Source organism: Cognatundibacterium aquatile (genome assembly GCF_014699135.1).
GTDB classification, from domain to species: domain Bacteria; phylum Pseudomonadota; class Gammaproteobacteria; order Burkholderiales; family Burkholderiaceae_D; genus Undibacterium; species Undibacterium aquatile.
In genome coordinates this window covers 540,437-567,409 of sequence record NZ_JACOFT010000002.1, presented here as the reverse complement: position 1 = coordinate 567,409, position 26,973 = coordinate 540,437, and the positions used below count along the sequence as shown (strand labels likewise).

Here is a 26,973-nt window from a genome sequence, read left to right as displayed (position 1 = left end):
AATAGATAATGAGTAAAGTCGGCTTGCACCCCGGAAATGCATTTAAAGAAGCAAAGGCTTTGTATAAGGCTAATCAGGCAGAAAAAGCGAAAGCACTCTGTCTCCGGATTGTTCAGCAATATCCTTTGCATCAGGATGCCAATTACTTTCTCGCCAAATTAGCTTTTGAAGGCGGCTTGAATGAGGAATCGCTACTTTTTTTACAAAAAGCGTTTTCGGGCGCGCAGCAATTCAACGCAGATAAGCATGCTTATTATCAGGTTCTTAATCGGTATATACAGAGTCGTTCATATGAACAAATGGAAATTGCCAGCCTGTGGCTGACCGGATTTAATCCAAAAGATGGTATTGCCTGGGATTACCTTGGCATCAGCCGCCTGGAACAGGGGAAATATCCCGAAGCCTACGAAGCGCTTCAACACGCCGTGGCGCTATTGCCGAACAATCCTCATGTGCTGGCGAATATTGGTAACGCGCTGATATCTTTGGAGCGTTGTGCCGAGGCAGCTACTTATTTACGGAAAGCCGTCTCAATTGATCCGGCGATGGTGGTGGCACAGAATAATCTTGGCAATGCCTTGCGCATGATAGGGCAGACGCAGGCTGCCGTAGATACTTTGCAGATTGCGGTACGTCTTAATCCCGGTCTTGCTTATGTTCACAATAATTTAGGCCTGGCATATCGTGAGAATAATCAATACAGCGAGGGCATCAAGTGTTTTTATACTGCACTGGAATTGCAGCCTGATCTGATTCAGGTGTATCCGAACCTGATCGATGCCCTGAGACAGAATGGCGAGGTGCAGCGTGCGATTGAATGCGGTAATGAAGCGATGGATCGTTGCGCGAATATCCCGGAATTCTGGGGTGGCTACGGCGATGCCCTGCGCGAGGCTAATCATCTCGATCCTGCGATTGAGGCCTATATGCGGGCGCTGTCATTTAAAAAAGACTCGCAGTCTTCGTTTAATCGCAAAATATTCAGCAATTTGCTGTTCTGCTTAAATTACCACCCCGATTTACCCGCAGAAGCCATTTTTGGCGCATATCAGGATTTCGATCAGCGTTTTGGTTTGCCAAATAAAGTCTTCTGGCGTCCTTTTGATAACGTACGCGATCCAAATAAACGTTTGAAGGTCGGGTATGTCGCGCAGGCGTTTTATAACCAGGTCTGTAAATATTTTCTGCTGCCTTTGCTGGAAAAGCACGATAAGAGTCAGGTCGAAGTTTATGCGTATGCGAATCCGCCGTTTGAAGATGAAACAACGGAATATTACAAAAAGTCGGTTGATCACTGGATCTACACCCGCGAAATGACCGATGCAGAACTGGCAGAACGTATCCGCGCAGATGGTATTGATGTGTTGATTGATGTTGCGGGGCACACCAACAGTAACCGACTGGGTGTCTTTGCGCGCAAACCTGCGCCGGTTTCGCTGCATTGGCTGGAATACGGCTACACCACGGGTTTGACCGCGATTGATTATTACCTGACGGACAAAGCTACGGTTACTGATAACTGCGCTCACCTGTTTTCTGAAAAAGTCTGGTGTCTGGATGGCCCAGCGTATACCTATCGTCCGGATGTACGTAAAGCGGAGCTGGTGCCACCGCCTGTGCTGGAAACGGGCGTGATTACTTTTGGTAGCCTGTCGCGCTCAGTCCGTATCAATCATAAGGTTGTGAAGGTGTGGTCAGCGATACTGGACGCGATGCCGAATTCCCGCCTGATTATTAATAGCGGCGACTTTAAAGACGTCAAAGTGCAGGATGAAATGGCTTCGCGTTTCATGCAATATGGTATCGACCGTTCAAGGTTGGAGATCGGTTTTACCAGCCCATCATGGGAAGTCTTGAAGCAAATTGATATCGGCCTCGATTGTTTTCCGCATAATTCCGGCACGACGCTGCTGGAGAGTATTTATATGGGTATTCCTTTCATTACGCTGGCTGATCGTCCATCCGTCGGACGAATTGGTGCCAGCGTATTAAGGGGGATGAGCCGCGACGAATGGGTGGCACAAACCGAAATGGAATATGCGCAGAAAGCGCTGATCCTCGCCCATGATGTTGATGGCCTTGTGCATTTACGGCAGACGCTGCGCGCCGAGATGGAAGCCTCTCCATTGATGGATGAGCCAGGTTTTGCCCGCGATGTTGAAAAAGCCTATCGCGGCATGTGGGAGATTTACTGCAAGGAGAATGCGCAATGAAAGCAGTGATTCTGGCCGGTGGTCTGGGAACGCGGATATCAGAAGAAACCCATCTGAAGCCGAAGCCGATGATAGAAATCGGCGGCCATCCGATTTTGTGGCACATCATGAAGAGCTATTCGGCACATGGGGTGAATGAATTTGTGATCTGCTGCGGCTATAAAGGCTATCTGATCAAAGAGTATTTTGCGAACTACTTTTTGCACATGTCGGACGTCACCTTCGATATGCAGCACAATCGCATGGAAGTGCACGAAAGACATGCCGAACCCTGGAAGGTCACGCTGGTGGATACCGGCGAAGACACGATGACAGGCGGGCGGCTCAAACGTGTGGCGCGCTATGTACAAGACGAGGAAGCATTTTGCTTTACTTATGGCGATGGTGTGTCTGACCTCGATATCGCTGCCTCAATCGCATTTCATAAAAATCACGGCAAGCTCGCAACTGTCACGGCGGTATTACCACCGGGGCGCTACGGTGCGCTGGAGCGTGACGGCGATCAGGTCGCCGGTTTTACGGAAAAACCTCGCGGCGATGGCGGCTGGATTAATGGTGGTTATTTTGTGCTGTCTCCCAAAGTGCTCGATTTTATTGGTGACGACAGCGTCAGCTGGGAAGCGGAACCCTTGGCCAGATTAGCGCAACAGCAGCAACTCATGGCCTACGAACACGCTGGTTTCTGGCAGCCCATGGATACGCTGCGCGAGAAAAATCTGTTGGAAGATTTGTGGCAATCAGGGCAGGCGCCGTGGCGAACATGGTAAATACCAGCGTAGTCAGTCCTGGGGCAATCAGCGCATTTCCTGCACCTGAACCCAGCTTCTGGCAGGGGCGGCGGGTCTTGCTGACCGGGCACACCGGTTTTAAGGGCGCATGGCTGGCATTCTGGTTGCTGCGTATGGGCGCGACGGTGACTGGACTGGCGCTGGCACCGCGTACCTCGCCGGATTTATTCGATGCGCTGGGATTGGCCGGGCGCATGCAAAGTCATATCGGTGATATCCGCGATGCTGCGCTGGTGCGTCAGATTGTGGCCGAAAGTCAGCCGGAAATCGTTTTGCATCTGGCGGCGCAGGCGCTGGTGCGGCCAAGTTATAAAGACCCGCTCGATACTTTCTCCAGTAATGTGATGGGCACCGCCAACGTGCTGGATGCTTTGCGCGGCGTCGACAGCGTTCGCGTGGCGCTGATGGTGACGACCGATAAAGTCTATCGTAACCGCGAGTTACTGACGCCGTATCCAGAGACAGCAGAGTTGGGCGGCCATGATCCGTACAGCGCGAGTAAAGCTGCTTCTGAATTAGTAATCGCTGGTTATCGCTCGGCATTTCTGGCAGAGCAGGGCGTGACGGTTGCGGTCGCCAGAGCGGGTAATGTGATCGGTGGCGGTGACTGGTCGGAAGATCGCTTGTTGCCGGATGCAGTGCGTGCATGGCAAAGGCATGAACGTCTGCAGATTCGTAGGCCAGAGTCGGTGCGGCCGTGGCAGCATGTACTGGAGCCCGTCTCGGCTTATCTGACCCTGGCGCAACGGGCTTACCATTTGCCGGGGCTGGGCGAAGCCTGGAATTTTGGGCCGGACGAAGTTGCCACCGTGCGTGAAGTTGTTGAACTGGCGCAGGGCGCTTATGGTGGCGGAGAGGTCGATTTCGCTCACGACATCATTGGTCCGCATGAAGCAGGTTTGCTGGCGCTGGATGTCAGCAAGGCTCGGTGTGAACTGGGCATACGCGCACGCTGGGATTTGCAGAGCGCGGTGCGCCGAACGATGTGCTGGTATCGCGATTTTGAGCAAGGCGTGAGTGCCAGCGATTTGTGCGAGCGCGATCTGGACGCATTTTTACTCGGTACAGAATAAGGACGCTGCCAGAAAATCCGGTGCAAAGGTAAGTAGAAAGAGGAAAAAAGCAGGAAAATGGCTTCTATATACTCCCCCGGGTATATTTTAAGCTCCTTTGTTTTCAAGGAGATGAGAGGGAAATTTCTCAAAAGTGGGGGGAGTATATGAAAACAGGCAGCGATAACGCCAAATCAGGATAGTGAATGTCGGGCTGATGAAGATAAAAATGTATGGCACAACGATTTGAACTGTTGACGACACCGATCATCGGTTTGTCGCTCTTGCAGCGTCGGCCGCTGGCGGATGCGCGCGGCTATTTTCAGCGCCTGTTTTGCGCCGAAGAGCTGGTGGAATTCGGTTGGACGCAGGGTGTCGCGCAAGTGAATCACACACAGACGCTGGAAAAGGGCAGTGTGCGCGGCTTGCATTTGCAATTGCCTCCGCACGCTGAAATGAAACTGATTACCTGTCTGCAAGGCGCGGTCTGGGATGTCGCCGTCGATCTGCGTAAAGATTCCCCTACGTTTTTGCAATGGCATGCCGAAGTGCTGTCTGCCGAGAATAAGCGCTCATTCCTGATACCACAAGGGTTTGCGCATGGTTTTCAGACACTCACAGATCATGTGGAAATGTTGTATTGCCATAGTCACGCCTATCAGCCGACGGCGGAAATGGGCTTGAATGTGTTTGACGAGCGGCTGGCGATAGGCTGGCCTTTGCCGGTGACGGCGATGTCTGACAAAGACCGGCAGTGGCTGTTGCTGGATGATGATTTTGAGGGAGTGAGCGTATGAAATGTCGGCATTGTGGTCAGGCTCTGACACAGCCTTTTCTGGATCTGGGGAGCGCGCCGCCGTCGAATGCTTACCTGACTGCGGAAGCCTTGCATCAGGCTGAAGTCTGGCTGCCATTGACACTGATGGTGTGCGATGCATGCTGGCTGGTACAGACGCTGGATTTTACCGGACGTGAAAATCTGTTTGATGCCGACTATGCTTATTTCAGCTCATGTTCGTCGAGTTGGTTGCGTCACGCCGAACAATTTGTCACGACCATGCGCGCGCAACTGGCGCTTGATTCCCAGAGTCTGGTGGTGGAAGTTGCCGCGAATGATGGCTATCTGTTGCAATACGTTCAGGCGGCAGGCATTCCCTGTCTGGGTATTGAGCCTACGCAGAGCACCGCCAATGCTGCGCGAGCCAAATGCATTCCGGTAGTTGAGCGCTTTTTCGGGTGTGAGCTTGCTGCGGAACTGGTCGTGCAAGGGCAGGCGGCAGATCTGACCGTGGCCAACAATGTGCTGGCACATGTGCCTGATATTAATGACTTTGTCGCAGGATTTGCACTGTTGTTAAAACCCGCAGGTGTTGCTAGTTTTGAGTTTCCGCATCTGCTCAACATGGTGCAGCAAAATCAGTTTGATACCGCGTATCACGAGCATTATTCGTATTTGTCTTTGCATGCGGTGCAAACGATATTCGAGCGCAATGGTCTGCAGATCATTGATGTGCAGGAGTGGCCTACACATGGCGGCAGTTTGCGTGTGCTGGCGCAACGTGCCGATGTAAAAGCCAGAGCCGTGCAGCCTGGCGTTGGCGATATTCTGGCGAAAGAACGTGATGCCGGTATGAATGCGCTGCCGTTTTACCGTGATGTGCAAAGCAGGGCTGAGCAGGCGAAATTTGATTTGTTGGAGTTCCTGCTCGATTGCAAACGCCAGAATCTGTGCGTTGCTGCCTACGGTGCTGCTGCCAAAGGAAACACCTTGCTGAATTTTTCCGGCATCCGGCCTGACTTATTACCTTATGTGGTGGATATTAATCCGCACAAGCAGGGTAAGTTTCTTCCCGGTAGCCGGATTCCGATTGTCAGTCTGGCGCATTTGCTGGCCGACAAACCTGACAGAATTCTGATTTTGCCGTGGAATTTGCAGGAAGAAATCATGCATGATCTGGCTGCCGTCAAAGAATGGAATGCCCGTTTTGTCGTCGCTATTCCACAATTGCATCTTCTGTAAAGGAGTTTATTGTGATCGAGATTCATCCCGATGCGCGTATTTCCCAGCTGGCAGATATTGAAGATTCTGTGCGTGGCACCCGCATCGTTATCGGTGCGTTGTCCAGTATCGATAGCTTTGTCAAATTCAAACCTGCGGGCGGCAGCGGTGATGTCGTGATCGGAGAGCGCACCACGATTAATTCCGGTTGCGTGCTCTACACAGGCAATGGCATTCGCATCGGCAACGATGTGGCGATTGCGGCAAACTGTACTTTTGCCCCCGTCAATCATGCGTATCAGGATAAAAGCCGACGGATCAATCAGCAGGGTTTCTTGCCAAGCAAGGGCGGTATTGTGATTGAAGATGATGTCTGGATCGGTGCTAATTGCGTGATTCTTGATGGCGCTGTGCTGCGGCAGGGTTGTGTCATTGGCGCGGGTTCTGTCGTGCGCTCTGAGGTGCCGGCCTTTTCGATTAATGTCGGCGTTCCTTTACGCCGGGTCGGGTGGCGTGAATGAGCGTGCCGACCGCAGCGATGCATGCCACTCTGATTGGCGGTCATGGATTTGTCGGGCGGCATTTGCAGGCGCAATTGCGCAGTCTTGGCTGGACCTGCGATGTGCCGTTGCGCGATGATGTGAGCTTGTTTCAACGCGATCTCGGACACGTCTTTTACTGCGCTGGTCTGACGGCAGATTTTCGTCAGCGGCCGTATGACACTGTGGAAGCGCATGTCGCATTGTTGTCGAACGTATTGCAACAGGCTTCTTTTCTGAGCTTGACTTACTTATCCAGTACGCGGGTATATGCCGGGGCAAGCACGACGGATGAGGGGGCGGCGTTACAGGTACGCTCCCACGTTTCCGGCGATCTGTATAACATTTCCAAGCTGATGGGCGAAAGCTTGTGTCTGAATAGTCAGCGCGATGTCCGGATCGTGCGCTTATCGAATGTCTATGGATTACATATGCCAACGCAGAATTTTTTGTCCGAAGTGCTGACATCAGCAGCCAAAGACAAATGTGTTGTCTTCCGCAGTTCGCCGCAATCGCAAAAAGATTACATCGCGGTACAGGATGTGGTGCGCTGTCTGCCCATCATTGCACAACACGGCGAAGCAGGAATTTATAATCTGGCCAGCGGCTGCAATGTGTCAAATGCCGAAATCGCCAGCATCTTACAGAGGCAAGGAGTACGCTGCAAATTTCAAAACAATGCGCCAGATATCTTGTTTCCCAACATGAACGTTGCAAAATTACATGCGCTTTGCGGCGCGTCTCACCACGAACTGGCAACGGATTTGCCTACCCTTTACTCACACTATTGCGAGACACCATGAACCCTATTCAGCAATTTGAAGCCGAACGCGCAGCGCGCATAGAACAACTTGGGCAAGACCATGCGTTTCAGGCGCAGTCCCGCGACTGGCTGGAGCAGAGCATGCGCAAACAGTATGTATATAATTTTTCGTGGCTGGGACGTCCTATCATCCAGAATCCCATCGACATACTGGCGATGCAGGAACTGATGTGGACGGTGCAGCCTGATCTGGTCATTGAGACAGGTATTGCGCATGGCGGCTCCATCATTTTTTCTGCGTCTATGCTGGAGCTGATTGCTGCATGTGGCGGCAACCCCGATGCACGCGTTCTGGGCATTGATATCGATATTCGCGAACACAATAAGCAGGCGATACTGGAGCACCCGATGTCGAAACGCATCACGATGCTGCAAGGTTCAAGCGTGGCACCGGAAATTGTCGCGCAAGTACGTGCTGCCGCCAAAGATAAGCAAAAAGTGATCGTTTTTCTCGATTCGAATCACACCCATGAACACGTCCTGGCCGAACTCGAAGCGTATGCACCTTTGGTCAGCAAAGACAGCTACTGTGTAGTGTTTGATACCTTTGTCGAAGATGTTCCGGCAGATGTGTTCGACAGCCGCCCATGGCAGCCGGGAAATAGCCCAAAAACAGCAGTGCGTCAATATTTGCAAACACATCCTGAGTTTGAGATCGACAAGGCGATGCAACATAAATTGCAAATCACGGTCGCACCGGATGGCTTCTTGAAGCGGATTGCTTAATGTGATGCACAAAGCAGCGGCGCTCACAAACAGGGGGGGGTTGTTCCGCTGAGTGATATGATGAATACAAAAAAGGCCGCGATATCGCGGCCTTTTTGTTTCGTTCGTTTATGCGTATCAGTATCAGTTTGCTTTGACCACCCGATTTTTCCCTGATTGTTTTGCTTCATACATCGCCTTGTCAGCACGTTTGATCAGCGTTTCCTGAGCCTCGTGCGGCATACGAAGGGCGACGCCGGCGCTGAACGTGATAAACAGGCGTTGTTCATCTGCAGTGAAGAAATGCTTGGTCAGTTCGCGCTGCACTCTGACCATCGCCTGGGCTGCTTCTTCTAAGCCGGTCTCTGGCATGATAATGATGAATTCTTCACCGCCCCAGCGGGCGATGACGTCAATGGAGCGCAAGGTTTGTTTTACTACCCGCACCAGATGCACCAGCGCTTCGTCACCGGCGTTGTGGCCGTGAGTATCATTGAGTTTTTTGAAGTTATCCAGATCCAGCATGGCGATGCAAAGCGGCGTGCTGCGCCGGTCAGCGCGATCAGCTTCACGCTCAAAAATATCTTCCATGCCGCGCCGGTTCAGGCTGCCTGTCAACTGATCCTCGCGCACCAGTTCACTCATTTGTGCCAGCTTATCTTCGAGACCTTTAATTTTTTCTGCAGCTTCGGTCACTTCTTTCTGCGCGGCGACGATGATGTCCCGTGAGCGCAGGGTTTCTGATTGCACGACCCGGGTTTCATCCAGAATGTTGCCAATGATGTTGCTGACTTCGTTGGCATCGCTGGTGTTTCTGATTTTGTTTGCGTAGAGATCCATCTTGTCCTGATAGACGCCGGCACTGGTTGCCATTGCATTGAGTCTGTCGATAAACGCCGCCATCATATTTTTGACAGAGGTATTCGACTCATCAATACTATTTTTAAGCACGCCCTGTTTGTAGATGACGTCTTTCAGGTTGCGGGTTGCTTCCTGCAGTGCGCGATGATCTATCGGGCCGGAAATCAGATTTTGCACGACTTCAATCTGACCGCGCAGCCAGTTGTCGTTGTCGAGCAGATCGTGAATATTCGTCAGTAACAAATCGAATAAACGCAGCAGTAATTCATGTTGCTCAGCGCTGTCGCCGCTTTGTAGTTCAATCTGAAAGCAAAGTTGCTTCAGGCGGCTGGCAACCTGATTTAATTCAGGCTCATTATTCGCTTCTCTGACTGCCAGACCCAATGCTTCCGATTCGGTCGCAAGAGCCGGATTGGGTTTCAGCAAGGAACTAAGAGCTAATGTCAGCGTACGATACAGTAAGTCTTTCAGTACGCGTCGGCATGGGTCATCTTGCGCCGGTATATCGACCAAAGAAATCGGCGCAGAGTTGCTGATCACGGAAGGCGCAGGATCAACGAGGCTGATCTGATTGGTAGGAGCAGGTGGTTCGGTAATGCGTTGCGTCAGCAGTTCCAGGCCTTTACTGTAATCATCCCAGTTGCCAGTTTTAACGGCGCGGCTGAACCGATGGCCAAAAGTAGATAAATCGCTTTGTGATGCTTGCAGGCTGCTGGCAAAGTTTGCCAACAGATTTTCGGCCTCTGAAGGTTTATCGGTTTGTTGTATCGTTCCGGGAGTCGTTGTGGCAGGCGCTTCCTCGCTGATGCCTGCTACTTCGTTATACAGTTTTCGGTAAGCATCGGGGGTCGGCGCAATCCTCTGTATCGCTAATTGACGAAACGTCTCACGTGCGATGTCTGAGGGACTTTTGAATTGTGACGAAGGAGGTTTGGTCGACATGTAGTCTGGTCAAAAACGATAAGCGGTGAACGATAAACAACAAAACGATAAACAACAAAAAATACTCAATCGACAAGCTGATTCTTGATTGCGTAATGTGTCAGTTCTGCATTGTGCCGCAATTTCATCTTTAACAAAATCCTCGCGCGGTATTCACTGATGGTTTTTACTGACAAAGATAATTCTTTGGCAATGTCACTCACCGATTTACCTGATGCGATCATCGTCAGAGTCTGAAATTCACGATCTGACAGTGTTTTATGTGGCTCATCCTCATGCTCCTGATTCAGGTTGTTTGCTAACTCCTGAGCCAGTGCCGTACTGATGTATTTCAAGCCATTCGAAACTTGTCGGATGGCAGCCAGGATCTCATCACTGCCACAATGCTCGTTGAGATAACCGGATGCGCCAGCCTTCAGGCACCGTATCGCATACTGATCTTCGCGAAAATTCGAAAACATCAAAACATTCACTTCCGGCTTTTCGGCTTTAATTTGCTTCAGAACTTCTATGCCATTTTTATCGGGCAGTGCGATGTCGAGCACCATCACATGGTAATCGAGTTTTCTGGATAAACGCACCGCATCGAGCCCGTTGCTTGCTTCGCCTATGACCGCAATATCAGGCGTGGCGGCAATGATTCCTTTAATTCCTTCTCTGACCACCACGCGGTCATCCACAATCATTAACTTAATTGACGCATATTCAGCCATGCATATTCCATTTCTATCTCAGACCTTCGCTATTATGGGAGTTTTACTTTACAGTGAGAAGTCTTGGTACTCGCCAGAATCTGCGCTGTGATCATTGTTCAGAGTTGATCAGAACAGCGCGATCGCTTATTTTATAAGGGATGGCAGAGCTGCGGTAAGAAGATGATGATTAATTTGATCTGCTTCGGCAGAAGATAAAATAAATGAGTAAAGCTTTTATAAAAGAATCTGAGCAGGACGACGATGAAGAGGTCGGCGCTCCTGCCATTCCTGCCGGTGCGAAGAATTACATGACGCCGGAAGGCCATCAGCGGATGAAAGACGAGTTCTTGCGTCTGATCGATGTTGATCGCCCGGAAGTGGTGAGTATTGTTTCCTGGGCCGCTTCGAATGGCGACCGTTCTGAAAACGGCGATTACATCTACGGGAAGCGACGCTTGCGTGAAATCGACCGGCGCATACGCTTTTTAAGTAAGCGTCTGGATATCGCGGAAGTGGTTGATCCTCGCGTGCATCATGGTTCCGATCAGATATTTTTCGGGGCAACTATTGTTTATGAAAATTTACAGGGTGAAGAAATTAAGATCACTATTGTCGGCGTGGATGAGTTTGATCCGCTGCAAGGAAAAATCAGCTGGATTTCTCCGGTTGCCCGCGCGCTGACCAAAGCGCGTACGGGGGACACTGTGATACTGAAAACACCGGCGGGAGTCGATGAGTTGACGATACTGGATGTCATTTATCCAGCGTAAATTGACTCAGAACGATCAGCGTACTGCGAACCTCATTTACTACTTATACGGCATACACGATGGCACTTAACTATACCGATATCAACCATCCTTTGCGGATTCCTCTGGCTGCCGAAGTCCATTCGCGCCCATCATTACGCCTGAATGCGCCTGAGGTGCTGACCCATATCGCGGTCTTTGCGCATAATCAGGGTCGCATCGACGGCGATAATCTGCATGTGCAATTGCAGATACTCAGTGAATTTTGCGGATATTTCGGTGTCGCTTGTCCCGGTGGCGATGCTAAATATTTTTTCCATGATTTTGGTCGCTTCCGTCTGAAATGGGAATGTCATACCGAGTTTGCGACCTATACGTTTCTGGATAATCCGGAAGACCCAACCCTGGCAGCCGTAGCGATAGCGGATATTGCGCAAGTGTTTGCCAAGGTGCCGCTACGTCATGTGCCGCAACAATGGCTGGCTGGTTTGCAAGGAAAAGTGATGGTGGCTGCCCACGTGGCCTTGATTCCTGCTACTACGCCTGTCGATGCCACGCCGCCGGCCGGTACGGTAACGATGCGCGGGATGTTTGAAGGCAGTGTGTTAGTCGGTAGCCAGGTGATTGATCGCGGTCAGGTCTGGACAGATTTTCTGATTCAGGCTGACGGTTTTAGCCGTTTCATCGTCAAGGATCAGGGCTTTCTCGATCAGCAGGCGGGACGTACTGTGCAGCGCATACTGGAAATTGAAACCTACCGCATGATCGCCTTACTTGGTCTGCCACAAGCGCAGGCGGCAGCGCCGGTATTGAATGCAATTGAAAACGAGTTGGTACAGATCACGTCCACCATGACGCTGGCAAGCGGCAGTGACGGTGAGCTGGCTGATACCGATGCTGAACAGGGTGTCTTACGGCAAATTATTGATCTGGCGGCGCGCATAGAAAAGCTGGCGCTGGAAAACAGCTATCGTTTTTCGGCGTCCAAAGCGTATTTCAGTCTGGTGAACGCGCGTATCGGCGAGCTGCGCGAGTCGCGGATTGATGGTATCCCTACGATAGAAGAATTCATGGAGCGTCGCCTCGCACCGGCAATGCATACCTGCGAGGCAATTGTACGCAGACAGGAAGCGCTGGCTGCCAGAATTGCGCATACCAATGATTTATTGCGCACCCGTGTCGGCATCGTACAGGAACAGCAAAATCGCAAAATCCTGCAAAGTCTGAATGCGCGGGCAGCACAACAACTGCGTTTGCAGCAGGCAGTCGAAGGTTTGTCTGTCGCCGCGATCAGTTACTACGTTGCCGGCTTATTTTTGTACACCGGCAAAGGCATGAAAGCCATGGGGCTGGAAATTAATCCAGATTTGCTGACCGGAATCCTGATACCCGTGATTGCCGTCTGTGTCTGGCTGGGCTTGCGGCGCATGCATAAAAAACTGCATTGAATGGTATTGAACGGTTTTTTTGCGGGGCGTTGGTCTGCCGATAAACACAGCGCTCTGCAAGGGAATTGCCCCAGGGATCAATGGCGCAACCGGGGCAATTTAGTCTGCGGCAACTGGATGATTGAACGATAAACCCTGGAAACTGACGTAAATATACTCCCCGGAGTATATTTAAAGGCCCAGTCAATTCGCTGACAATAAGGGGTTTTTCTTTAAAAACAGGGGGAGTATATTAAAAACTGCTGTTTTCAGACGGAATGTGGCGGGGTGTAATTCAGAAAATGGTTCAGACGCGCACGACGCGGATGACGCCACTCAGATGCTTGATGCTGCGCATAATCTTTGCCAGATGGCCGCGATCTTCCACCTGAATCGTGAAATGGATGTTCGTCATATCATTGGCGTCGCCATCTTCCATATTCACGTGGCTGATATTTGCTTCCGATTCACCGATGCCAGCGGCAATGCGTGCTAATGCGCCGCGTTCATTATTCACAGTGACGATGATGCGGGTATCAAAACTGCGGTTCAGTTCTTCGCCCCAGGTGACGTCGATCCAGCGGTCAGGTTCCTTGAAATGCATACGTTTTGCATGTTCACAGTCATCGGTATGCACCACCAGCCCCTGATCGCGTTTGAGCTGGCCGATGATGTTGTCGCCCGGAATAGGCATACAACATGGCGCAAGTTGTACTGATAAACCTTCACTGCCATAAATAATGACAGGCTCGCGCTTGTAATTTTGTTTGTCGCCAAACTGTTGGAACGGGAAAGGCGAATCGTCTTCGACCAGATCCAGAATATGTCGTGCGACCAGCGTTGCCATACGTTTGCCTATACCGATATCAGTATAGATTTCATCCATCTCTTTGGCGGTGGATTCATTGAGTAATTTATCGACCAGCGTGCCCGGTAACTCCGGATTCAGATTGACTGCCACCAGTGCCTGAGCGAGCAACTGTTTACCCAGTTCGGTCGATTCATTCAGGTTGATCGTGCGCAGATAATGGCGAATCGCAGAACGGGCTTTACCGGTACGCACATAAGTCAGCCAGTTCGGCGTCGGGCGAGAGCCGGGTGATGTAATGATTTCGATGATGTCGCCATTTTTTAATTCTGAGCGCAATGGTACCGGTTCGTGATTGATGCGCGTCGCAATCGCCTGATTGCCGATGTCGGTGTGAATGTTGTACGCAAAATCCAGTGCCGTGGCGCCACGTGGCAGGGCGATGATCTTGGATTTCGGTGTGAATACATAGACCGAATCCGGAAACAGATCGATCTTCACGTGTTCTAAAAATTCTGCCGAATCGCCCGTTTGTTTCTGGATGTCGAGTAAAGACTGCAGCCACGCATGCGTGCGTTGCTGCAAATCCGTCAGACTACCTTCAGCATCTTTGTAGAGCCAGTGTGCTGCCACGCCTGATTCGGCAACGCGGTGCATTTCCTGGGTGCGAATCTGAAACTCGACCGGCGTGCCATACGGGCCGATCAACGTGGTGTGCAGTGATTGATAGCCGTTGGTTTTGGGAATGGCGATATAGTCTTTAAACTTGCCGGGCATGGGCTTGTACAGCGCATGCAGGGTACCGAGTGCGTAATAACTCTCACGGAAATTTTCGACGACAATACGGAAACCGTAAATATCTAATACCTGAGAAAAACTCAGATGTTTATCCTGCATTTTTCTGTAAATGCCATACAGCGTTTTTTCGCGGCCATAGACCTCTGCATTCAGACCCGCTTCTTTCAGCGAGTTCTTCACTGCTTCCAGGATTTTGCTGACGACTTCACGACGATTACCACGTGCGGCTTTCACGGCTTTGGACAAAGTCCGGTAGCGCATCGGATACAAATGCGAGAAAGCTAAATCCTGTAATTCGCGATAAATATTATTGAGGCCAAGTCTGTGCGCAATCGGCACATAGACATCCATCGTTTCGCGTGAAATACGGCGTTTTTTTTCTGAGCGCATCACGCCCAGCGTACGCATATTGTGCAGGCGGTCTGCCAGTTTCACGAGAATCACACGCACATCGCGCGCCATCGCCAGCAACATTTTGCGGAAGTTTTCCGCCTGCGCCTCGATCTGGCTCTGAAATTCGATTTTTTCGAGTTTCGATAAACCATCCACCAAGGTGGCTACAGGCGCACCGAAGCGCTCTATCAGTTCTTCTTTTTTGACATCCTGATCTTCCATGACGTCGTGCAACAGCGCCGCCATGATGGCTTGCACATCCAGCTTCCATTCGGCGCAGATTTCGGCGACAGCGATCGGATGCGAAATGTAAGGCTCACCGGATTTACGCACCTGACCCAGATGCTTTTCATCAGAAAAACGATAAGCCTCCTTAATCAGCTTGAGGTCGCCCGGCGACATGTATTCTGCGAGACGTGCAGAAAGTGCCGTCGTTGAGGCGACACCGACAACAGGTGCAGGTGTGGGGGCCTTTACATTGGCTTCAGTCGAAGTTGCGGCGTTTTTTTTTGTGCTGCTCTGCGGCGTGGCCGCTGATGGAGGGGGGGCAGTATCAGGTTCGGCCGGTTTGCTCAGAGATGAAGAGGTTTCTGTTGCGTTCATTCTGTTTTTTCCGGCCGATAAAGGTGGGTACTTTGACTTTTCGCGTAACGCGAAATTACATAGGAACTTTTTTCAGCATCTCAATACCGATTTTGCCGGCAGCGATTTCGCGCAGAGCAACAACGGTTGGTTTGTCTTTTGCTTCAACCTTTGGTGTGTGACCTTGCAATAACTGGCGAGCGCGATAGGTTGCGCACAGTGTCAGCTGGAAACGGTTAGGGATTTGTTTCAACGCGTCTTCAATGGTAATACGTGCCATATTTTTTCCTAAATACAAATGATACAAATAATTTTTTGAATTAATTCGGGTTGGCGTGGATGCCAAGCTGGGCAAACAATTCGCTGTTCCGTGTCGCCTGTTGAGTAAATCTGCAGCGGGTCGCTTTAACGATCGCGTTCAATTCAGACAACGCAGTGGTAAAGTCTTGGTTGATAATAACATATTCGAACTCGGGGGAGTGCGCCATTTCTCCGCCAGCGGCCAAAATCCGGCGTGTAATGACGTGAGGCTCGTCTTGTCCTCGTTTTTTCAGGCGTTCTTCCAGTGCCGGAATCGATGGCGGCAAAATGAAAATACCGACAGCACCGGGAAATTGTTTGCGTACCTGCTGCGCGCCTTGCCAGTCAATCTCCAGCAACACATCCGTACCCGCGCGCATCTGCTCTTCAATGATCAGACGGGAGGTGCCGTAGTAATTACCGTGAACTTCGGCATGCTCGAGAAATTCTCCGGCTTTTTCATGCGCAATAAAGTCTTCAACGGTCGTGAAATGATATTCGCGGCCATCCTGTTCGCCCGGGCGCGGAGGACGTGTCGTCGACGAAATGGATAACTTGATTTGTGGCTCTTGCGCCAGTAAAGCATTCACCAGCGTGGATTTGCCGGCGCCTGATGGCGCAGCAACAATGAACAGGCTGCCTGCAGTGGATGTGATAGGGCGCATACGGATCTCTGGTTGGTATCGTCAGTGAAACATGAGGCAACAAAAACACAACGGCGGCATTGTGTGCCGCCGGAATTGTCGCTTCTTAAAATATCGGCGGCAGTATAAGCAAATGTACCGCGTTATTCAAGGTTTTGTACCTGCTCGCGCATTTGCTCTATCAGCAGCTTCAATTCCATGGAAGCGTCGGCCAATTCTTTGAGTGCCGCTTTGGAGCCCAGTGTATTGGCTTCGCGATTAAGTTCCTGCATCATGAAGTCCAGACGTTTGCCGACCTGGCCGCCTTTTTTCAGAATGTGGCGCGTCTCTGTCAGATGTGCGGATAAACGGGCAAGTTCTTCTGCGACATCGACGCGTATGCCGTACACAGTGACTTCCTGACGAATTCTGTCGAACGCTTCTTCGCGGGTGATGGTCTGGGCGGCGTTGTTGCCATTGGCGGGTTGTGCTAATCCCAGCGCCTCTTCGAGACGTGCAACCGATTTCTGCTGAAATTGCTGCAACATTTGCGGCATCAGAGGTTTGATTCTTTCGACGATTTCTTCCATCGCGGCTACCCGGCTGAGCAGTACCTGCTCCAGTGCTGCACCTTCACGCTCACGGCTGGTAATGAATGCTTCCAATGTGTCATTAATGCTACGGATAATCGTATTCTGCAGGCTTTCGGCATTGATTTCAGCTTCCTCTATGACCCCGGGCCAGCGTAACAATTCATTCACGGTGAAGGGGGCAGCGTCGGGAAAATGACTCTTCAAATTGTTTTGGAAGCTGATCAGTTGTCCGAGTATGGTTGTATTCAGCGCTTTGTTACTGGTTTCGGTGGTTTTTTTCCCGAAACTGAAACGACATTCAACCTTGCCGCGGGCTAACTTGCGCGAGATCGCATCGCGGAATAATGATTCCACCGAGCGAAAATCATCATTGATGCGGAACTGCAGATCGAGAAAACGGGAGTTGACACTTTTGATTTCTATGGTAATCGTGCCCGCATCGGTTTCCTGGGTGCTGGTCGCATAACCAGTCATGCTGTAAATGCTCAAGTTGTTTCCTTTTAGAGAGTATGCTGATGGGCGCAAAAGGGAGTAAGAAGTTGTTACAAACCATTATAGTCTTTACAAACAGTGCGATTATCAACACAATCGCTTTTGTCTAAAGGATGGAAACAACAATGGCTGCACAAAATAACGCCCCCTTGCCAGATGGTCTGGAAATCGCCGGTTACCGCATTGTAAAGAAAATTGCCTCCGGTGGCTTCAGTATTGTCTATCTGGCTTCGGATGAAGACGGTAATGCAGTTGCTATTAAAGAGTATCTGCCGAGTTCGCTTGCTTTGCGTCAGCAAGGTGAGCTTGTGCCTGCAATTTCAAATGAAAATCTGCCGATCTACCGCATCGGCTTGAAATGTTTTTTTGAAGAGGGCCGGGCGCTTGCTCGTATTTCACATCCGAATGTGGTCAGCGTTGTTAATTTTTTCCGCGCGAACGAAACCGTGTATATGGTGATGGCGTATGAGTCAGGACGATCATTGCAGGAGCATATTTTACGTCGTCGCGATAAAGGTGAAAAACCGCTGGTATCAGAGCGTTTCATCCGCCGTATGTTCAATCAGGTGATGAATGGTTTGCGCGAAGTGCATACCAATAAGTTGCTGCATCTTGACCTGAAACCCGCAAATATTTATCTGCGTCTTGACGGTACACCGATATTGCTGGATTTCGGCGCTGCGCGTCAGACATTGAAAACAGATATCCCGAAATTGTATCCAATGTACACTCCCGGCTTTGCAGCTCCGGAGTTATATCAAAAAAATGGTAGCCTTGGCCCCTGGACTGATATTTACAGCATAGGAGCTTCTATTTTTGCGTGCATGATAGGCGCTCCACCTCAACCTGCAGATCAGCGATTGACCAACGATAAGATGGAGGCGCATTTCCGCAAGCTGGAAGGTATGTATTCTCCTGAGCTGATTGAAGTTGTCCGCTGGTGCCTGAAGCTTGATCCATTGGAGCGACCACAGAGCGTATTTGCATTGCAGAAAGCACTGGCGATAAAAGCACAGCCGGCACCAGAGCTGAGTTCGTTTGGCAAAATGAAATTGAAAATTACGTCTTTTCTTAAAAAATATAAGAAAAAGAAGCCAGAGAGTGACCATACAACGATACAAGAAAGCACATTGAATTAACGATGTTTGTGCTCGTACTGTCAGGTTACCTTTTTTATTAATTGTTATTTAAAGCATTACTACTGTTCATGCGCTTTTCCGTTTATCAAGAAAGTCACATTGGCGGCCGCAAGGTCAATCAGGATCGCATGGGATATAGCTTTACCCGTGATGCGATTTTGTTGCTATTGGCAGATGGCATGGGCGGTCATATCCTTGGCGAGATGGCGGCAGCCATCGCTATGCAGACGATAGGCTCGCTATTTCAGCAGCAGGCACATCCTTTGGTTGGACGCCCGGAGCGATTTCTGGAGGATAGTTTTTTAGCGGCACATCAGGAAATACATCGTTATCATACGTTGAATAATTTGCCGGAAACCCCGCGCACCACCATCGTTGCTTGTCTGATTCAGAATGGGTACGCTTATTGGGCACATTGTGGCGATTCCCGTTTGTACTGGATGCGTCAAGGGCAGATACTCTTGCGTACGAAAGATCATTCTCGTCTGGAAACCCTGATTGCACAGGGGAAGGTGGACCCATCGGAGCGTCACACACATCCTGATCGCAATAAGTTGTTCAACTGTCTGGGAGCGCCGAATGCCCCTATTGTTGAACTCTCACGGCGTGCTGCGTTGCAGCCGGGCGATATTATTCTGCTTTGCTCAGACGGTTTCTGGTCTATGTTGCCAGATCATATGCTGGCTCAACGTTTGCACGAACACACCATTGTTCGTGCAATTCCGGAACTGATACGCTCAGCGGTCAGTATTGCTGGCAAACACAGTGATAACACGACGGCGCTGGCAATGATGTGGGAAGGCGATAACAGACTGGAGGATTCCTCCATTATTTCCACTAATACTTTACCTATTGGTTCCATTACGACTACCATACAGGCACCTGTTGATCCAGATGTCGCTTCGGATAGTGCAGAACACGATATTTTCAATGATGCAGAGATCGAAAAAGCGATTGCTGAAATCCGCAATGCGATCCATAAGTCATCCCGTATTACTTCTAAAGATTAATTTATGTCTCATATTCAACGCCCTAGCGGCCGCGCAGCGGACGCTTTGCGGCCTGTCGTTATCAGCCGCCATTTTACGAAACATGCCGAGGGTTCTGTACTGATAGAGTTTGGCGATACCCGCGTGATTTGCACGGCCAGTATTGAAGATAAAGTTCCTGGCTTTCTGAAAGGAAAAGGGCAGGGCTGGCTCACTGCAGAATACGGTATGCTGCCAAGATCCACGCACACGCGTATGGACCGCGAAGCGGCCAAGGGTAAGCAATCTGGACGTACTCAGGAAATTCAACGGCTGATAGGTCGTTCTTTACGTGCAGCATTTGATCTGAATGCATTTGGTGAACGTACATTGCATCTCGATTGTGATGTGATTCAGGCCGATGGCGGAACGCGTACTGCTGCTATTTCTGGCGCAATGGTCGCAGCCTTTGACGCCTTTTCCAAACTGGTTGCAAATGGCGTGATTGCGCAGGTTCCGCTCAAAAATTTTGTCGCTGCAGTTTCTGTCGGTGTTTATCAGGGGCTCCCGGTGTTGGATCTCGATTATCCTGAGGATTCCAGTTGTGATACCGATATGAATGTGGTGATGACCGATGCAGGGCATTTCATCGAAGTTCAGGGAACCGCCGAAGGCGTCGCGTTTGATCGTGGCACGATGAATCAATTGCTTGATCTTGCTGAGAGTGGCATTAATGATCTCATCGACTTGCAAAAACAGGTACTCGGTTTGTTGGAAAACTGAGTAGATTGTAATGACAAAAAAAATCGTACTGGCCTCCAATAATCAAGGCAAGCTGAAAGAGTTTTACCAGATACTTTCGCCACTTGGCGTTGAGCTGTATTCGCAGTCAGAGTTTGATGTGCCGGAAGCGGATGAGCCCTTTTTCAGTTTTGTCGAAAATGCGCTTGCCAAAGCCCGGCACGCATCAAAACTGACAGGTTTACCCGCACTGGCCGATGATTCAGGCATTTGCGTGAATGCCCTGCAAGGTGCTCCCGGGGTATTTTCTGCCAGATACGCCGGTGAACCGAAATCGGATTCCAGAAATAATCAAAAGCTGATCGCTGATCTGCAAAATAAGGCCGATAAATCAGCATATTATTATTGCGTGCTGGTTCTGGTTCGTTCAGAACACGATCCCCAGCCGGTGATTGCTGATGGCATATGGAATGGTGAAATTGTTTCCAGTGCGCGTGGTGAGAATGGTTTCGGATATGATCCGCATTTCTGGATTCCTTCGCTGAACAAAACAGTTGCAGAACTATCAGCAGAGCAAAAAAATCAGTTATCGCACCGAGGACAGGCATTGCGTGCATTATTTGAGAAATTGAAATAAATGATTCCGATTAAACCGGTATCTCAGTTAACTGGCACAGTGCGACCAACGACGGATATCTCCCAAATTCCACAAGATGTTGCGACAAAATTTTTGTCTCCGGGCAGTCTGAGTCTGTCAGTGTTGCCGCCGCTGTCTTTGTATATTCACTTTCCCTGGTGCGTCAGTAAATGCCCTTACTGTGATTTTAATTCGCATGAAGTAAAGGGACGTTTTGACGAAGACGCTTATCTGACGGCGTTGCGCGCAGACCTTGAAGCTTCGTTGCCCCTGATCTGGGGGCGTAAAATTTATACGGTATTTATTGGCGGAGGCACGCCAAGCCTGATGTCGGCTGGGGGTGTTGATCGCTTGTTGTCGGATATCCGTACATTATTACCGATAGATGGTGGCGCAGAAATTACGCTGGAAGCGAATCCCGGAACTTTTGAAACCGAAAAATTTCGCTCGTTCAGACAGAGCGGAATTAATCGCTTATCAGTAGGCATACAAAGTTTCAACTCACAGCACCTTGCTTCTTTGGGGCGTATTCATAACGGTGATGACGCTAAACGTGCAATTGATATTGCTAAAACACATTTTGATAATTTCAATCTCGATCTGATGTTTGCGTTGCCGGGGCAAACGCTGACTGAAACGCAGCAAGACATTGAGATGGCGCTGTCTTTTGCTCCGCCACATTTATCCCTGTATCACCTGACGTTAGAGCCGAATACCTATTTTGCCAAATATCCGCCAGCAATTCCTGATGATGATACAAGCGCAGAAATGCAGGAGTTGATACACGCGAAGATGGCAGGCGCGGGCTACGTTAACTACGAAGTGTCGGCGTATGCGCAACCCGGTAAAGCATCCCGGCACAATCAGAATTACTGGAATTTTGGTGATTATCTGGGGATCGGTGCAGGCGCTCATTCCAAACTCTCGTTTCCACATCGCATAGTTCGTCAGGCTCGCTTCAAACAGCCGAAAGCATTTATTGAGGCGAGTATGGCTGGTAATGCAGTTCAGGAGTCGAATGAGATCGATGCACGCGATTTGCCATTTGAATTTATGCTGAATGCCTTACGTTTGAATCAGGGGTTTCCTGTCAATTTATTTCAGGATCGTACTGGTCTGCTGCTGAATTCAATAGAGAAAGAATTGCAACTTGCCGAGAAAAAAGGACTGATACAAAGAGATCATCAGACAATTTCACCGACCCCGACGGGGAGGTTATTTTTGAATGATCTTCAGGAAATTTTCTTGCGTGACGTGTAATTCGATGTACCAATCATTTATCCCTTCTTTTTTGCCAGTCATGAATTCGCAGCAGCAGTTGTCTGCGATTTATCCGGATTTTGGTGCCATGTCGCAGAGCGTTGTATTCAGTACGCTGGAGCACTGGCAGAACACAAGTTTTTTCGACAGACTTGCTGATATCAGTTATTTCGTTTCTGTTGAGGATTTGCAAGAAATACCAGCAGATTTGCATACCAGTCTGTCTGGCTCCCGGATCGTGCTCTGCGTGTCTGATGAACTATGTGCTGAAGAGTCGAATCACGCCAAGTTGAATGACATCGTCAATAACGGACTCAGAATAGTCACTGATCAGTTAAATGCGCAAACAGAATTGCGTTGGACGGATGCCCGGCACGTTGCGGTCGACTGTACTAATGGTGTGCCATTAAGTTGCAGACCCTGGATCACACGTCTTAGCAGCGGTCAGCATTGGGCGAAACAACTCTCGTCTTCGATAGAGTTGGAGCAAGCAAAGCAAGCAGGCTTTACTTTGTTTTCAGGAGATTATGCGTTTAATCCTCCAGCAAAAAATAAAGCGGTGGATAGCTCGGCTCGCACGCGTTTGCTGAAATTACTGGGATTGCTTTCCCGTGATGCCGACTCCGATGAACTTGAAAATTTAATAAAACAAGATCCCACCTTGTCTTTCATGCTGTTCAAATTAGTCAGTTCCGCCGCTTTCAGTCAATCGGTGCGCGTTTCTTCCTTTGGCCAAGCCATCAGTTTATTAGGTCGCAGGCAATTGCAGCGCTGGTTACAGTTGCTGTTATATGCGCGTCAGCAGGATCTGGGTGGTGCGCTTAACCCCTTGATGGCGCGAGCCGCATTTCGCGCCAGTATGATGGAAGCTGTATTTCAGAAGCTTGGTGCAAGTAAATACGATCTGGATGCTGCATTTATGGTCGGTATGTTTTCCTTGTTGGATAAATTGTTTGGCAGTGCGTTGTCGGAGGTACTTCAGCCTTTGCAATTGCATGAGGATATTTTGCGCGCGTTGTTATACAGATCTGGAAAACTGGGGCAGTGCCTTTGTTTAGTTGAACTCGCGGACCGCACAAACACCATGGCGTTAAACGAACAAACGAGATTGTTGGAATTAGATGCAGATAGCTATTACGATTGTATTTGTGACGCGTACGTGTGGGTCAATCAGGTCTGCCGGGATATGTGATGACGGAAACATCTGTTGATGTACTTAATCTGAGTCTCGGCGTCACTTTGGGTGAGGCTGTTCTTAGCCTGAATGGGCGTGATCTGGACAGTGAAATTAACCGGATTGCGCATACCTTATTTTCTGATGGGGCGGTCAGTTACGAACGAGGCACCGTTGCGTCTGGGATGTCCGGGCAGGGATTTTGTGTTTCTGTTTCGCCGGAGACTTATTATCTGCTCGCCGCTAAACAGGGTGTTTATTCCGAGGCGGATCTGGAAAAAGTGAATGCGTTGGCCGTGTTGACTGCCCGCCTGTTTGCTAAACGTCAGCATCTTTTGCAGCAACAAGATATGAATTTGCAACAACATATGTTGCAGACGCAGATACTGGATCAGATTCATGAATCGGTGATTACGATGGATCTGGCTGGCTTCATACTGAGCTGGAATCGTGGTGCCGAAAAATTATTTGGTTATCGCTCTGACGAAGTGCTCGGGAAGAATATTCTGTTCTTGTACAACAATGAAGAGTCAGATGAAGGATCGCCAGCGTTTTTCGATCATTTTCTGGAACATGGCGGTCGCGAGATGGAGGTGCGCCGCCGAAAAAAGTCAGGAGAGGTGTTCTGGGCCAGCCTGACCTTGTCTACACTCATTAGTCAGGATAATCAGCCGGTCGGCATTGTCGGATATCTCAGTGATATCACTCAACGCAAAGAGGCAGAACTAAAAATTAATCGCCTTGCTTATTTCGATACCCTGACACAGCTTCCCAATCGTAGTTTGTTTAAACAACTGGTTGATCAGTCTTTGCAGCAATTGCGACGTAAACAAACAAGTGGTGCGTTGCTCTTTATCGATTTAAATCGCTTTAAGCCTGTGAACGATACATTCGGGCGCCAGATTGGCGATGCTTTGTTGATGCAGGTTGCCAGACGTTTCCAGCAAACTCTGCGAAACGAAGACATTATTGCCCGTTTGGGTAGCGATGAATTTGCCATCGCTTTAACCGATGTGAATCAGTATTATCACGCCAGTCTTGTCGCGCAAAAAATTCTCTCATCCCTTGATTCTGCATTTGATATCGGCACACATGAGCTACGCGTCAGCGCCAGTATCGGTATCAGTCTGTTTCCGGAAGATGGAATGGACGCGGATAGTTTGTTGCAACGTGCAGATATTGCAATGTTTAAAGCAAAGCGCAATGGTGCTGGCATTTCGGGTAGTTATGCGTTTTACAGTCAGGGTATGGATGCACACATTGCCGGAAAGTTGTTCCTTGAGTCTGGCTTACGCAAAGCGCTTCATCAGCAAGAGTTTTTCCTGGTATATCAACCGAAGATCGACGTGCAGACGCGCACCCTGGTTAGCGTTGAGGTTCTGCTGCGTTGGCAACATCCTGAGCGCGGTTTAATCTCTCCAGTGGAATTTATTTCCATTGCTGAAGAGACTGGGCTGATTCTGCAAATTGATGCCTGGGTCTTAAACTCAGCCTGCCAGCAAGCGAAATCATGGCAGGATGCAGGCCTGACTCCGTTCAGAATCGCAGTCAATCTGTCGGCCAATGAATTCACCAGTGGCTTACCATCGAAAATTGAATCGGTACTGCGGCAATATCAGATTTCACCAGACTGGCTGGAACTTGAAATCACTGAAAGTATGCTGATGCACAACACCGAGAGTGTGATCGCGATTATGGAGCAACTGGTTGCACTCGGCGTTAGTCTGGCACTGGACGATTTTGGCACTGGCTATTCCAGTCTTTCGTATCTGAAGCGCTTTCCAATCTCATCCATCAAAATTGACCGTTCTTTTGTGCAGGGCATCCCTGCTGATGCAAGTGATTGTGCGATTGCGAGTGCGATTATTGTTATGGCGCACCAACTGCAGCTGAAGGTTGTTGCGGAAGGGGTTGAGACAACGGATCAGTATCAATTTTTGAGTGCCACATCTTGTGATGAAGTGCAAGGCTTCCTGTTTTCAAGGCCGACATCCCCGCAAGAGATTGTGAAACTGATCGGTAAAGTCTTTTAAGGCAAAAAATCGTCGCCGAGGCTTGTTTTGCGTATCGCTATCAGGATATAATGCGAGGCTCGGAAGCTTGGCAGAGCGGTTGAATGCACCAGTCTTGAAAACTGGCGAGGTGTTAAAGCCTTCGTGAGTTCGAATCTCACAGCTTCCGCCAAGAACACCGCAAACTTTAACAAAGTTTGCCAAAAAACCCCTAAGAAATCAAACGCTTAGGGGTTTTTTTACGCCTGTAGCGCCAAAGTTTGCCTATTGACACCCATGTTTTTTGCATCCATGCTTTCATCCATAGCCTCATGGATGCAAAACTCATGGATGCAAAACTCATGGATGCAAAATGCCAAAACTAGCGACCCCACTCACTGACATTCAAGTTAGAAATGCCAAGCCTAAGGACAAGACCTATACCTTAGCTGATGGTAATGGTATGTACTTAGAAGTAATGCCCACGGGTAAGAAAAGATGGCGCATGGCATATAGGCAGCCTAATGGTAAGAATAATCGCTTAACTTTTGGTGAATACCCTTTGGTTTCCCTAGCTGATGCGAGGGATAAATGCCTAGCGGCTCGAAAGTTACTCAAGGGCGGTATAGATCCTGCCAAAGACCGCGAGGAAAAAAAGCGAGCTGCAAATACATTGGCATCGAATACTTTTGAGGTCATCGCAAGAGAGTGGCATAAGAAGAAAGCTGAAAGCGCATGGCAGCCCCAGACTGCTGAGCAGAACATTAAAGCAATGGAGAGGGATTTATTTCCCCAAATCGGCAGATTGCCAATATCGGAAATAGAAACTCCTCTCATGTTGGAAGTCTTGCAGCAGGTGGAGAAGCGGGGAGCGTTAGAAGTAACAAAGCGCATTGCCGCGTTAGCTAGCGGTATATTCAAATATGCCATTGTGAAAGGCTTTCGCAACTACGATCCTATACCAGCATTAAAAGATCACTTGAAGCCACGAGCAAAGGGACACCATGCATCAATTGTGGTGGCAGAGTTGCCGGACTTGCTGAAGGCGATTAGTAAAAATGAAGGCCGGATGTACCCGCCTAACCGCATAGGCTTGCGCTTGATGTTGCTAACTTTCGTTCGTACCAGTGAATTGATAGAAACGCCGTGGAGTGAAATTGATCTTAAGAATGAACAATGGGTTATCCCGTGGCAGCGTATGAAAATGGGGGCGAAACGAATTAACCCGCGTATGGTCGATCACCATCCATTTTTGCCGCGTCAAGGGTGGGAGTTGCTGAGAGAGTTGCACCAATACACCGGCGGCAGTAAATACCTATTCCCGAACCGGCGCGACCATGAAAAGCCATTGAGTAATGGCATGATCTTGCAAGCCTTAAAACGCATGGGTTACGGTGGACGGATGACAGGACACGGCTTTAGATCGCTTGCTAAGGGCGTGTTAAAGACATTGAAATACCCTGTTGATCGCATCGAGCGCCAGCTATCCCATGCGTCCGGCGAGGTTTATGGCGGTGCTTATGACCGTGAGGACTTCTTGCAAGAGCGCAAAGAGATGATGCAACACTATGCCGACTATCTGGAACAGATCGAACGTGGGAATGTGATTATTGCCTCATTTGGTAAGACAGCAGCATAAACAGAGTTTCACCGAGCCTGACGGCATTAGGCAAAGCGGCGG

General features: G+C 49.6%; 24 protein-coding genes and 1 tRNA gene. 19 read left to right on the top strand and 6 right to left on the bottom strand.

Annotated elements, in window-relative coordinates; all coding sequences use genetic code 11:
* Positions 1-8 precede the first annotated feature (8 nt).
* The 8 genes from H8K26_RS06865 (at position 9) to H8K26_RS06830 (ending at position 8,140) form a co-directional block, all read left to right on the top strand.
* Positions 9-2,213: an O-linked N-acetylglucosamine transferase, SPINDLY family protein gene (locus tag H8K26_RS06865; RefSeq protein WP_190478326.1), complete on the top strand. Its 2,205-nt coding sequence runs from the start codon at positions 9-11 to the stop codon at positions 2,211-2,213.
* Positions 2,210-2,980: a glucose-1-phosphate cytidylyltransferase gene (gene rfbF / locus H8K26_RS06860; RefSeq protein WP_190478325.1), complete on the top strand. Its 771-nt coding sequence runs from the start codon at positions 2,210-2,212 to the stop codon at positions 2,978-2,980. Before H8K26_RS06865 ends, rfbF begins: the two co-directional genes overlap by 4 nt.
* A complete protein-coding gene (gene rfbG, locus H8K26_RS06855) occupies positions 2,944-4,074 on the top strand; it encodes a CDP-glucose 4,6-dehydratase (RefSeq protein WP_317889256.1) in 1,131 nt (376 codons plus the stop codon). Before rfbF ends, rfbG begins: the two co-directional genes overlap by 37 nt.
* A gap of 212 nt (positions 4,075-4,286) precedes the next feature.
* Entirely contained in the window at positions 4,287-4,850 is a 564-nt protein-coding gene (locus H8K26_RS06850; RefSeq protein WP_186883503.1) for a dTDP-4-dehydrorhamnose 3,5-epimerase family protein, read from the top strand.
* Complete coding sequence (locus H8K26_RS06845) at positions 4,847-6,073, top strand: class I SAM-dependent methyltransferase (protein WP_190478323.1); 1,227 nt, start codon at positions 4,847-4,849, stop codon at positions 6,071-6,073. The genes H8K26_RS06850 and H8K26_RS06845 overlap by 4 nt, the downstream gene beginning before the upstream one ends.
* An 11-nt stretch (positions 6,074-6,084) precedes the next feature.
* The gene (locus H8K26_RS06840) at positions 6,085-6,573 is read left to right on the top strand and encodes an acyltransferase (protein WP_190478322.1); all 489 of its coding nucleotides are present in this window, start codon (positions 6,085-6,087) and stop codon (positions 6,571-6,573) included.
* A complete protein-coding gene (locus H8K26_RS06835) occupies positions 6,570-7,394 on the top strand; it encodes an NAD-dependent epimerase/dehydratase family protein (RefSeq protein WP_190478320.1) in 825 nt (274 codons plus the stop codon). The genes H8K26_RS06840 and H8K26_RS06835 overlap by 4 nt, the downstream gene beginning before the upstream one ends.
* On the top strand, positions 7,391-8,140 hold the full coding sequence (locus H8K26_RS06830; protein WP_190478317.1) for a cephalosporin hydroxylase family protein: 750 nt from the start codon (positions 7,391-7,393) through the stop codon (positions 8,138-8,140). Before H8K26_RS06835 ends, H8K26_RS06830 begins: the two co-directional genes overlap by 4 nt.
* A gap of 123 nt (positions 8,141-8,263) precedes the next feature.
* On the opposite strand, the gene H8K26_RS06825 is transcribed toward H8K26_RS06830, so the two are convergent.
* Complete coding sequence (locus H8K26_RS06825; protein WP_190478314.1) at positions 8,264-9,922, bottom strand: GGDEF domain-containing protein; 1,659 nt, start codon at positions 9,920-9,922, stop codon at positions 8,264-8,266.
* Positions 9,923-9,987: 65 nt separating this feature from the next.
* A complete protein-coding gene (locus H8K26_RS06820) occupies positions 9,988-10,635 on the bottom strand; it encodes a response regulator (protein WP_190478312.1) in 648 nt (215 codons plus the stop codon).
* 203 nt (positions 10,636-10,838) lie between these two features.
* Between H8K26_RS06820 and greB the strand changes: the two genes are divergently transcribed.
* Both greB and H8K26_RS06810 read left to right on the top strand, forming a co-directional pair.
* Positions 10,839-11,387: a transcription elongation factor GreB gene (greB, locus tag H8K26_RS06815; RefSeq protein ID WP_190478311.1), complete on the top strand. Its 549-nt coding sequence runs from the start codon at positions 10,839-10,841 to the stop codon at positions 11,385-11,387.
* Positions 11,388-11,446: 59 nt separating this feature from the next.
* Positions 11,447-12,814 carry a DUF3422 family protein gene (locus H8K26_RS06810; protein ID WP_190478309.1) on the top strand — a complete coding sequence of 456 codons (1,368 nt, stop codon included), beginning with the start codon at positions 11,447-11,449 and terminating at the stop codon, positions 12,812-12,814.
* Positions 12,815-13,100: 286 nt separating this feature from the next.
* Here the strand turns inward: H8K26_RS06810 and H8K26_RS06805 are convergent, their stop codons facing one another.
* The 4 genes from H8K26_RS06805 to H8K26_RS06790 all read right to left on the bottom strand — a co-directional run bounded on the left by H8K26_RS06805 (position 13,101) and on the right by H8K26_RS06790 (position 17,364).
* The gene (locus tag H8K26_RS06805; RefSeq protein ID WP_190478308.1) at positions 13,101-15,395 is read right to left on the bottom strand and encodes a RelA/SpoT family protein; all 2,295 of its coding nucleotides are present in this window, start codon (positions 15,393-15,395) and stop codon (positions 13,101-13,103) included.
* A gap of 55 nt (positions 15,396-15,450) precedes the next feature.
* Entirely contained in the window at positions 15,451-15,654 is a 204-nt protein-coding gene (gene rpoZ, locus H8K26_RS06800; RefSeq protein ID WP_186883493.1) for a DNA-directed RNA polymerase subunit omega, read from the bottom strand.
* Positions 15,655-15,694: 40 nt separating this feature from the next.
* Complete coding sequence (gene gmk, locus H8K26_RS06795) at positions 15,695-16,339, bottom strand: guanylate kinase (RefSeq protein ID WP_190478306.1); 645 nt, start codon at positions 16,337-16,339, stop codon at positions 15,695-15,697.
* Positions 16,340-16,461: 122 nt separating this feature from the next.
* Positions 16,462-17,364 carry a YicC/YloC family endoribonuclease gene (locus H8K26_RS06790; RefSeq protein WP_190478825.1) on the bottom strand — a complete coding sequence of 301 codons (903 nt, stop codon included), beginning with the start codon at positions 17,362-17,364 and terminating at the stop codon, positions 16,462-16,464.
* 143 nt (positions 17,365-17,507) lie between these two features.
* On the opposite strand from H8K26_RS06790, the gene H8K26_RS06785 reads away from it, so the two are divergent.
* The 9 genes from H8K26_RS06785 (at position 17,508) to H8K26_RS06745 (ending at position 26,931) form a co-directional block, all read left to right on the top strand.
* Positions 17,508-18,521, top strand: coding sequence for a serine/threonine protein kinase (locus H8K26_RS06785; RefSeq protein WP_186898405.1), 1,014 nt, complete (start codon positions 17,508-17,510; stop codon positions 18,519-18,521).
* 68 nt (positions 18,522-18,589) lie between these two features.
* A complete protein-coding gene (locus H8K26_RS06780) occupies positions 18,590-19,531 on the top strand; it encodes a PP2C family protein-serine/threonine phosphatase (protein WP_186883490.1) in 942 nt (313 codons plus the stop codon).
* Between the two features lie 3 nt (positions 19,532-19,534).
* Positions 19,535-20,272, top strand: a complete 738-nt coding sequence (gene rph, locus H8K26_RS06775; protein ID WP_186883489.1) for a ribonuclease PH — start codon at positions 19,535-19,537, stop codon at positions 20,270-20,272.
* A gap of 10 nt (positions 20,273-20,282) precedes the next feature.
* Entirely contained in the window at positions 20,283-20,867 is a 585-nt protein-coding gene (gene rdgB, locus H8K26_RS06770; RefSeq protein ID WP_190478304.1) for an RdgB/HAM1 family non-canonical purine NTP pyrophosphatase, read from the top strand.
* Positions 20,868-22,127, top strand: coding sequence for a radical SAM family heme chaperone HemW (gene hemW / locus H8K26_RS06765; RefSeq protein WP_190478302.1), 1,260 nt, complete (start codon positions 20,868-20,870; stop codon positions 22,125-22,127).
* 4 nt (positions 22,128-22,131) lie between these two features.
* Positions 22,132-23,319 (top strand): HDOD domain-containing protein, encoded by a 1,188-nt coding sequence (locus H8K26_RS06760; protein ID WP_190478299.1) that lies wholly within the window; start codon positions 22,132-22,134, stop codon positions 23,317-23,319.
* Entirely contained in the window at positions 23,319-25,334 is a 2,016-nt protein-coding gene (locus H8K26_RS06755; RefSeq protein ID WP_190478297.1) for a putative bifunctional diguanylate cyclase/phosphodiesterase, read from the top strand. Before H8K26_RS06760 ends, H8K26_RS06755 begins: the two co-directional genes overlap by 1 nt.
* Positions 25,335-25,395: 61 nt before the next feature.
* A tRNA-Ser gene (locus tag H8K26_RS06750) sits at positions 25,396-25,485 on the top strand.
* 180 nt (positions 25,486-25,665) lie between these two features.
* Positions 25,666-26,931 carry a tyrosine-type recombinase/integrase gene (locus tag H8K26_RS06745; protein ID WP_190478295.1) on the top strand — a complete coding sequence of 422 codons (1,266 nt, stop codon included), beginning with the start codon at positions 25,666-25,668 and terminating at the stop codon, positions 26,929-26,931.
* The last annotated feature ends 42 nt before the right edge of the window (positions 26,932-26,973 follow it).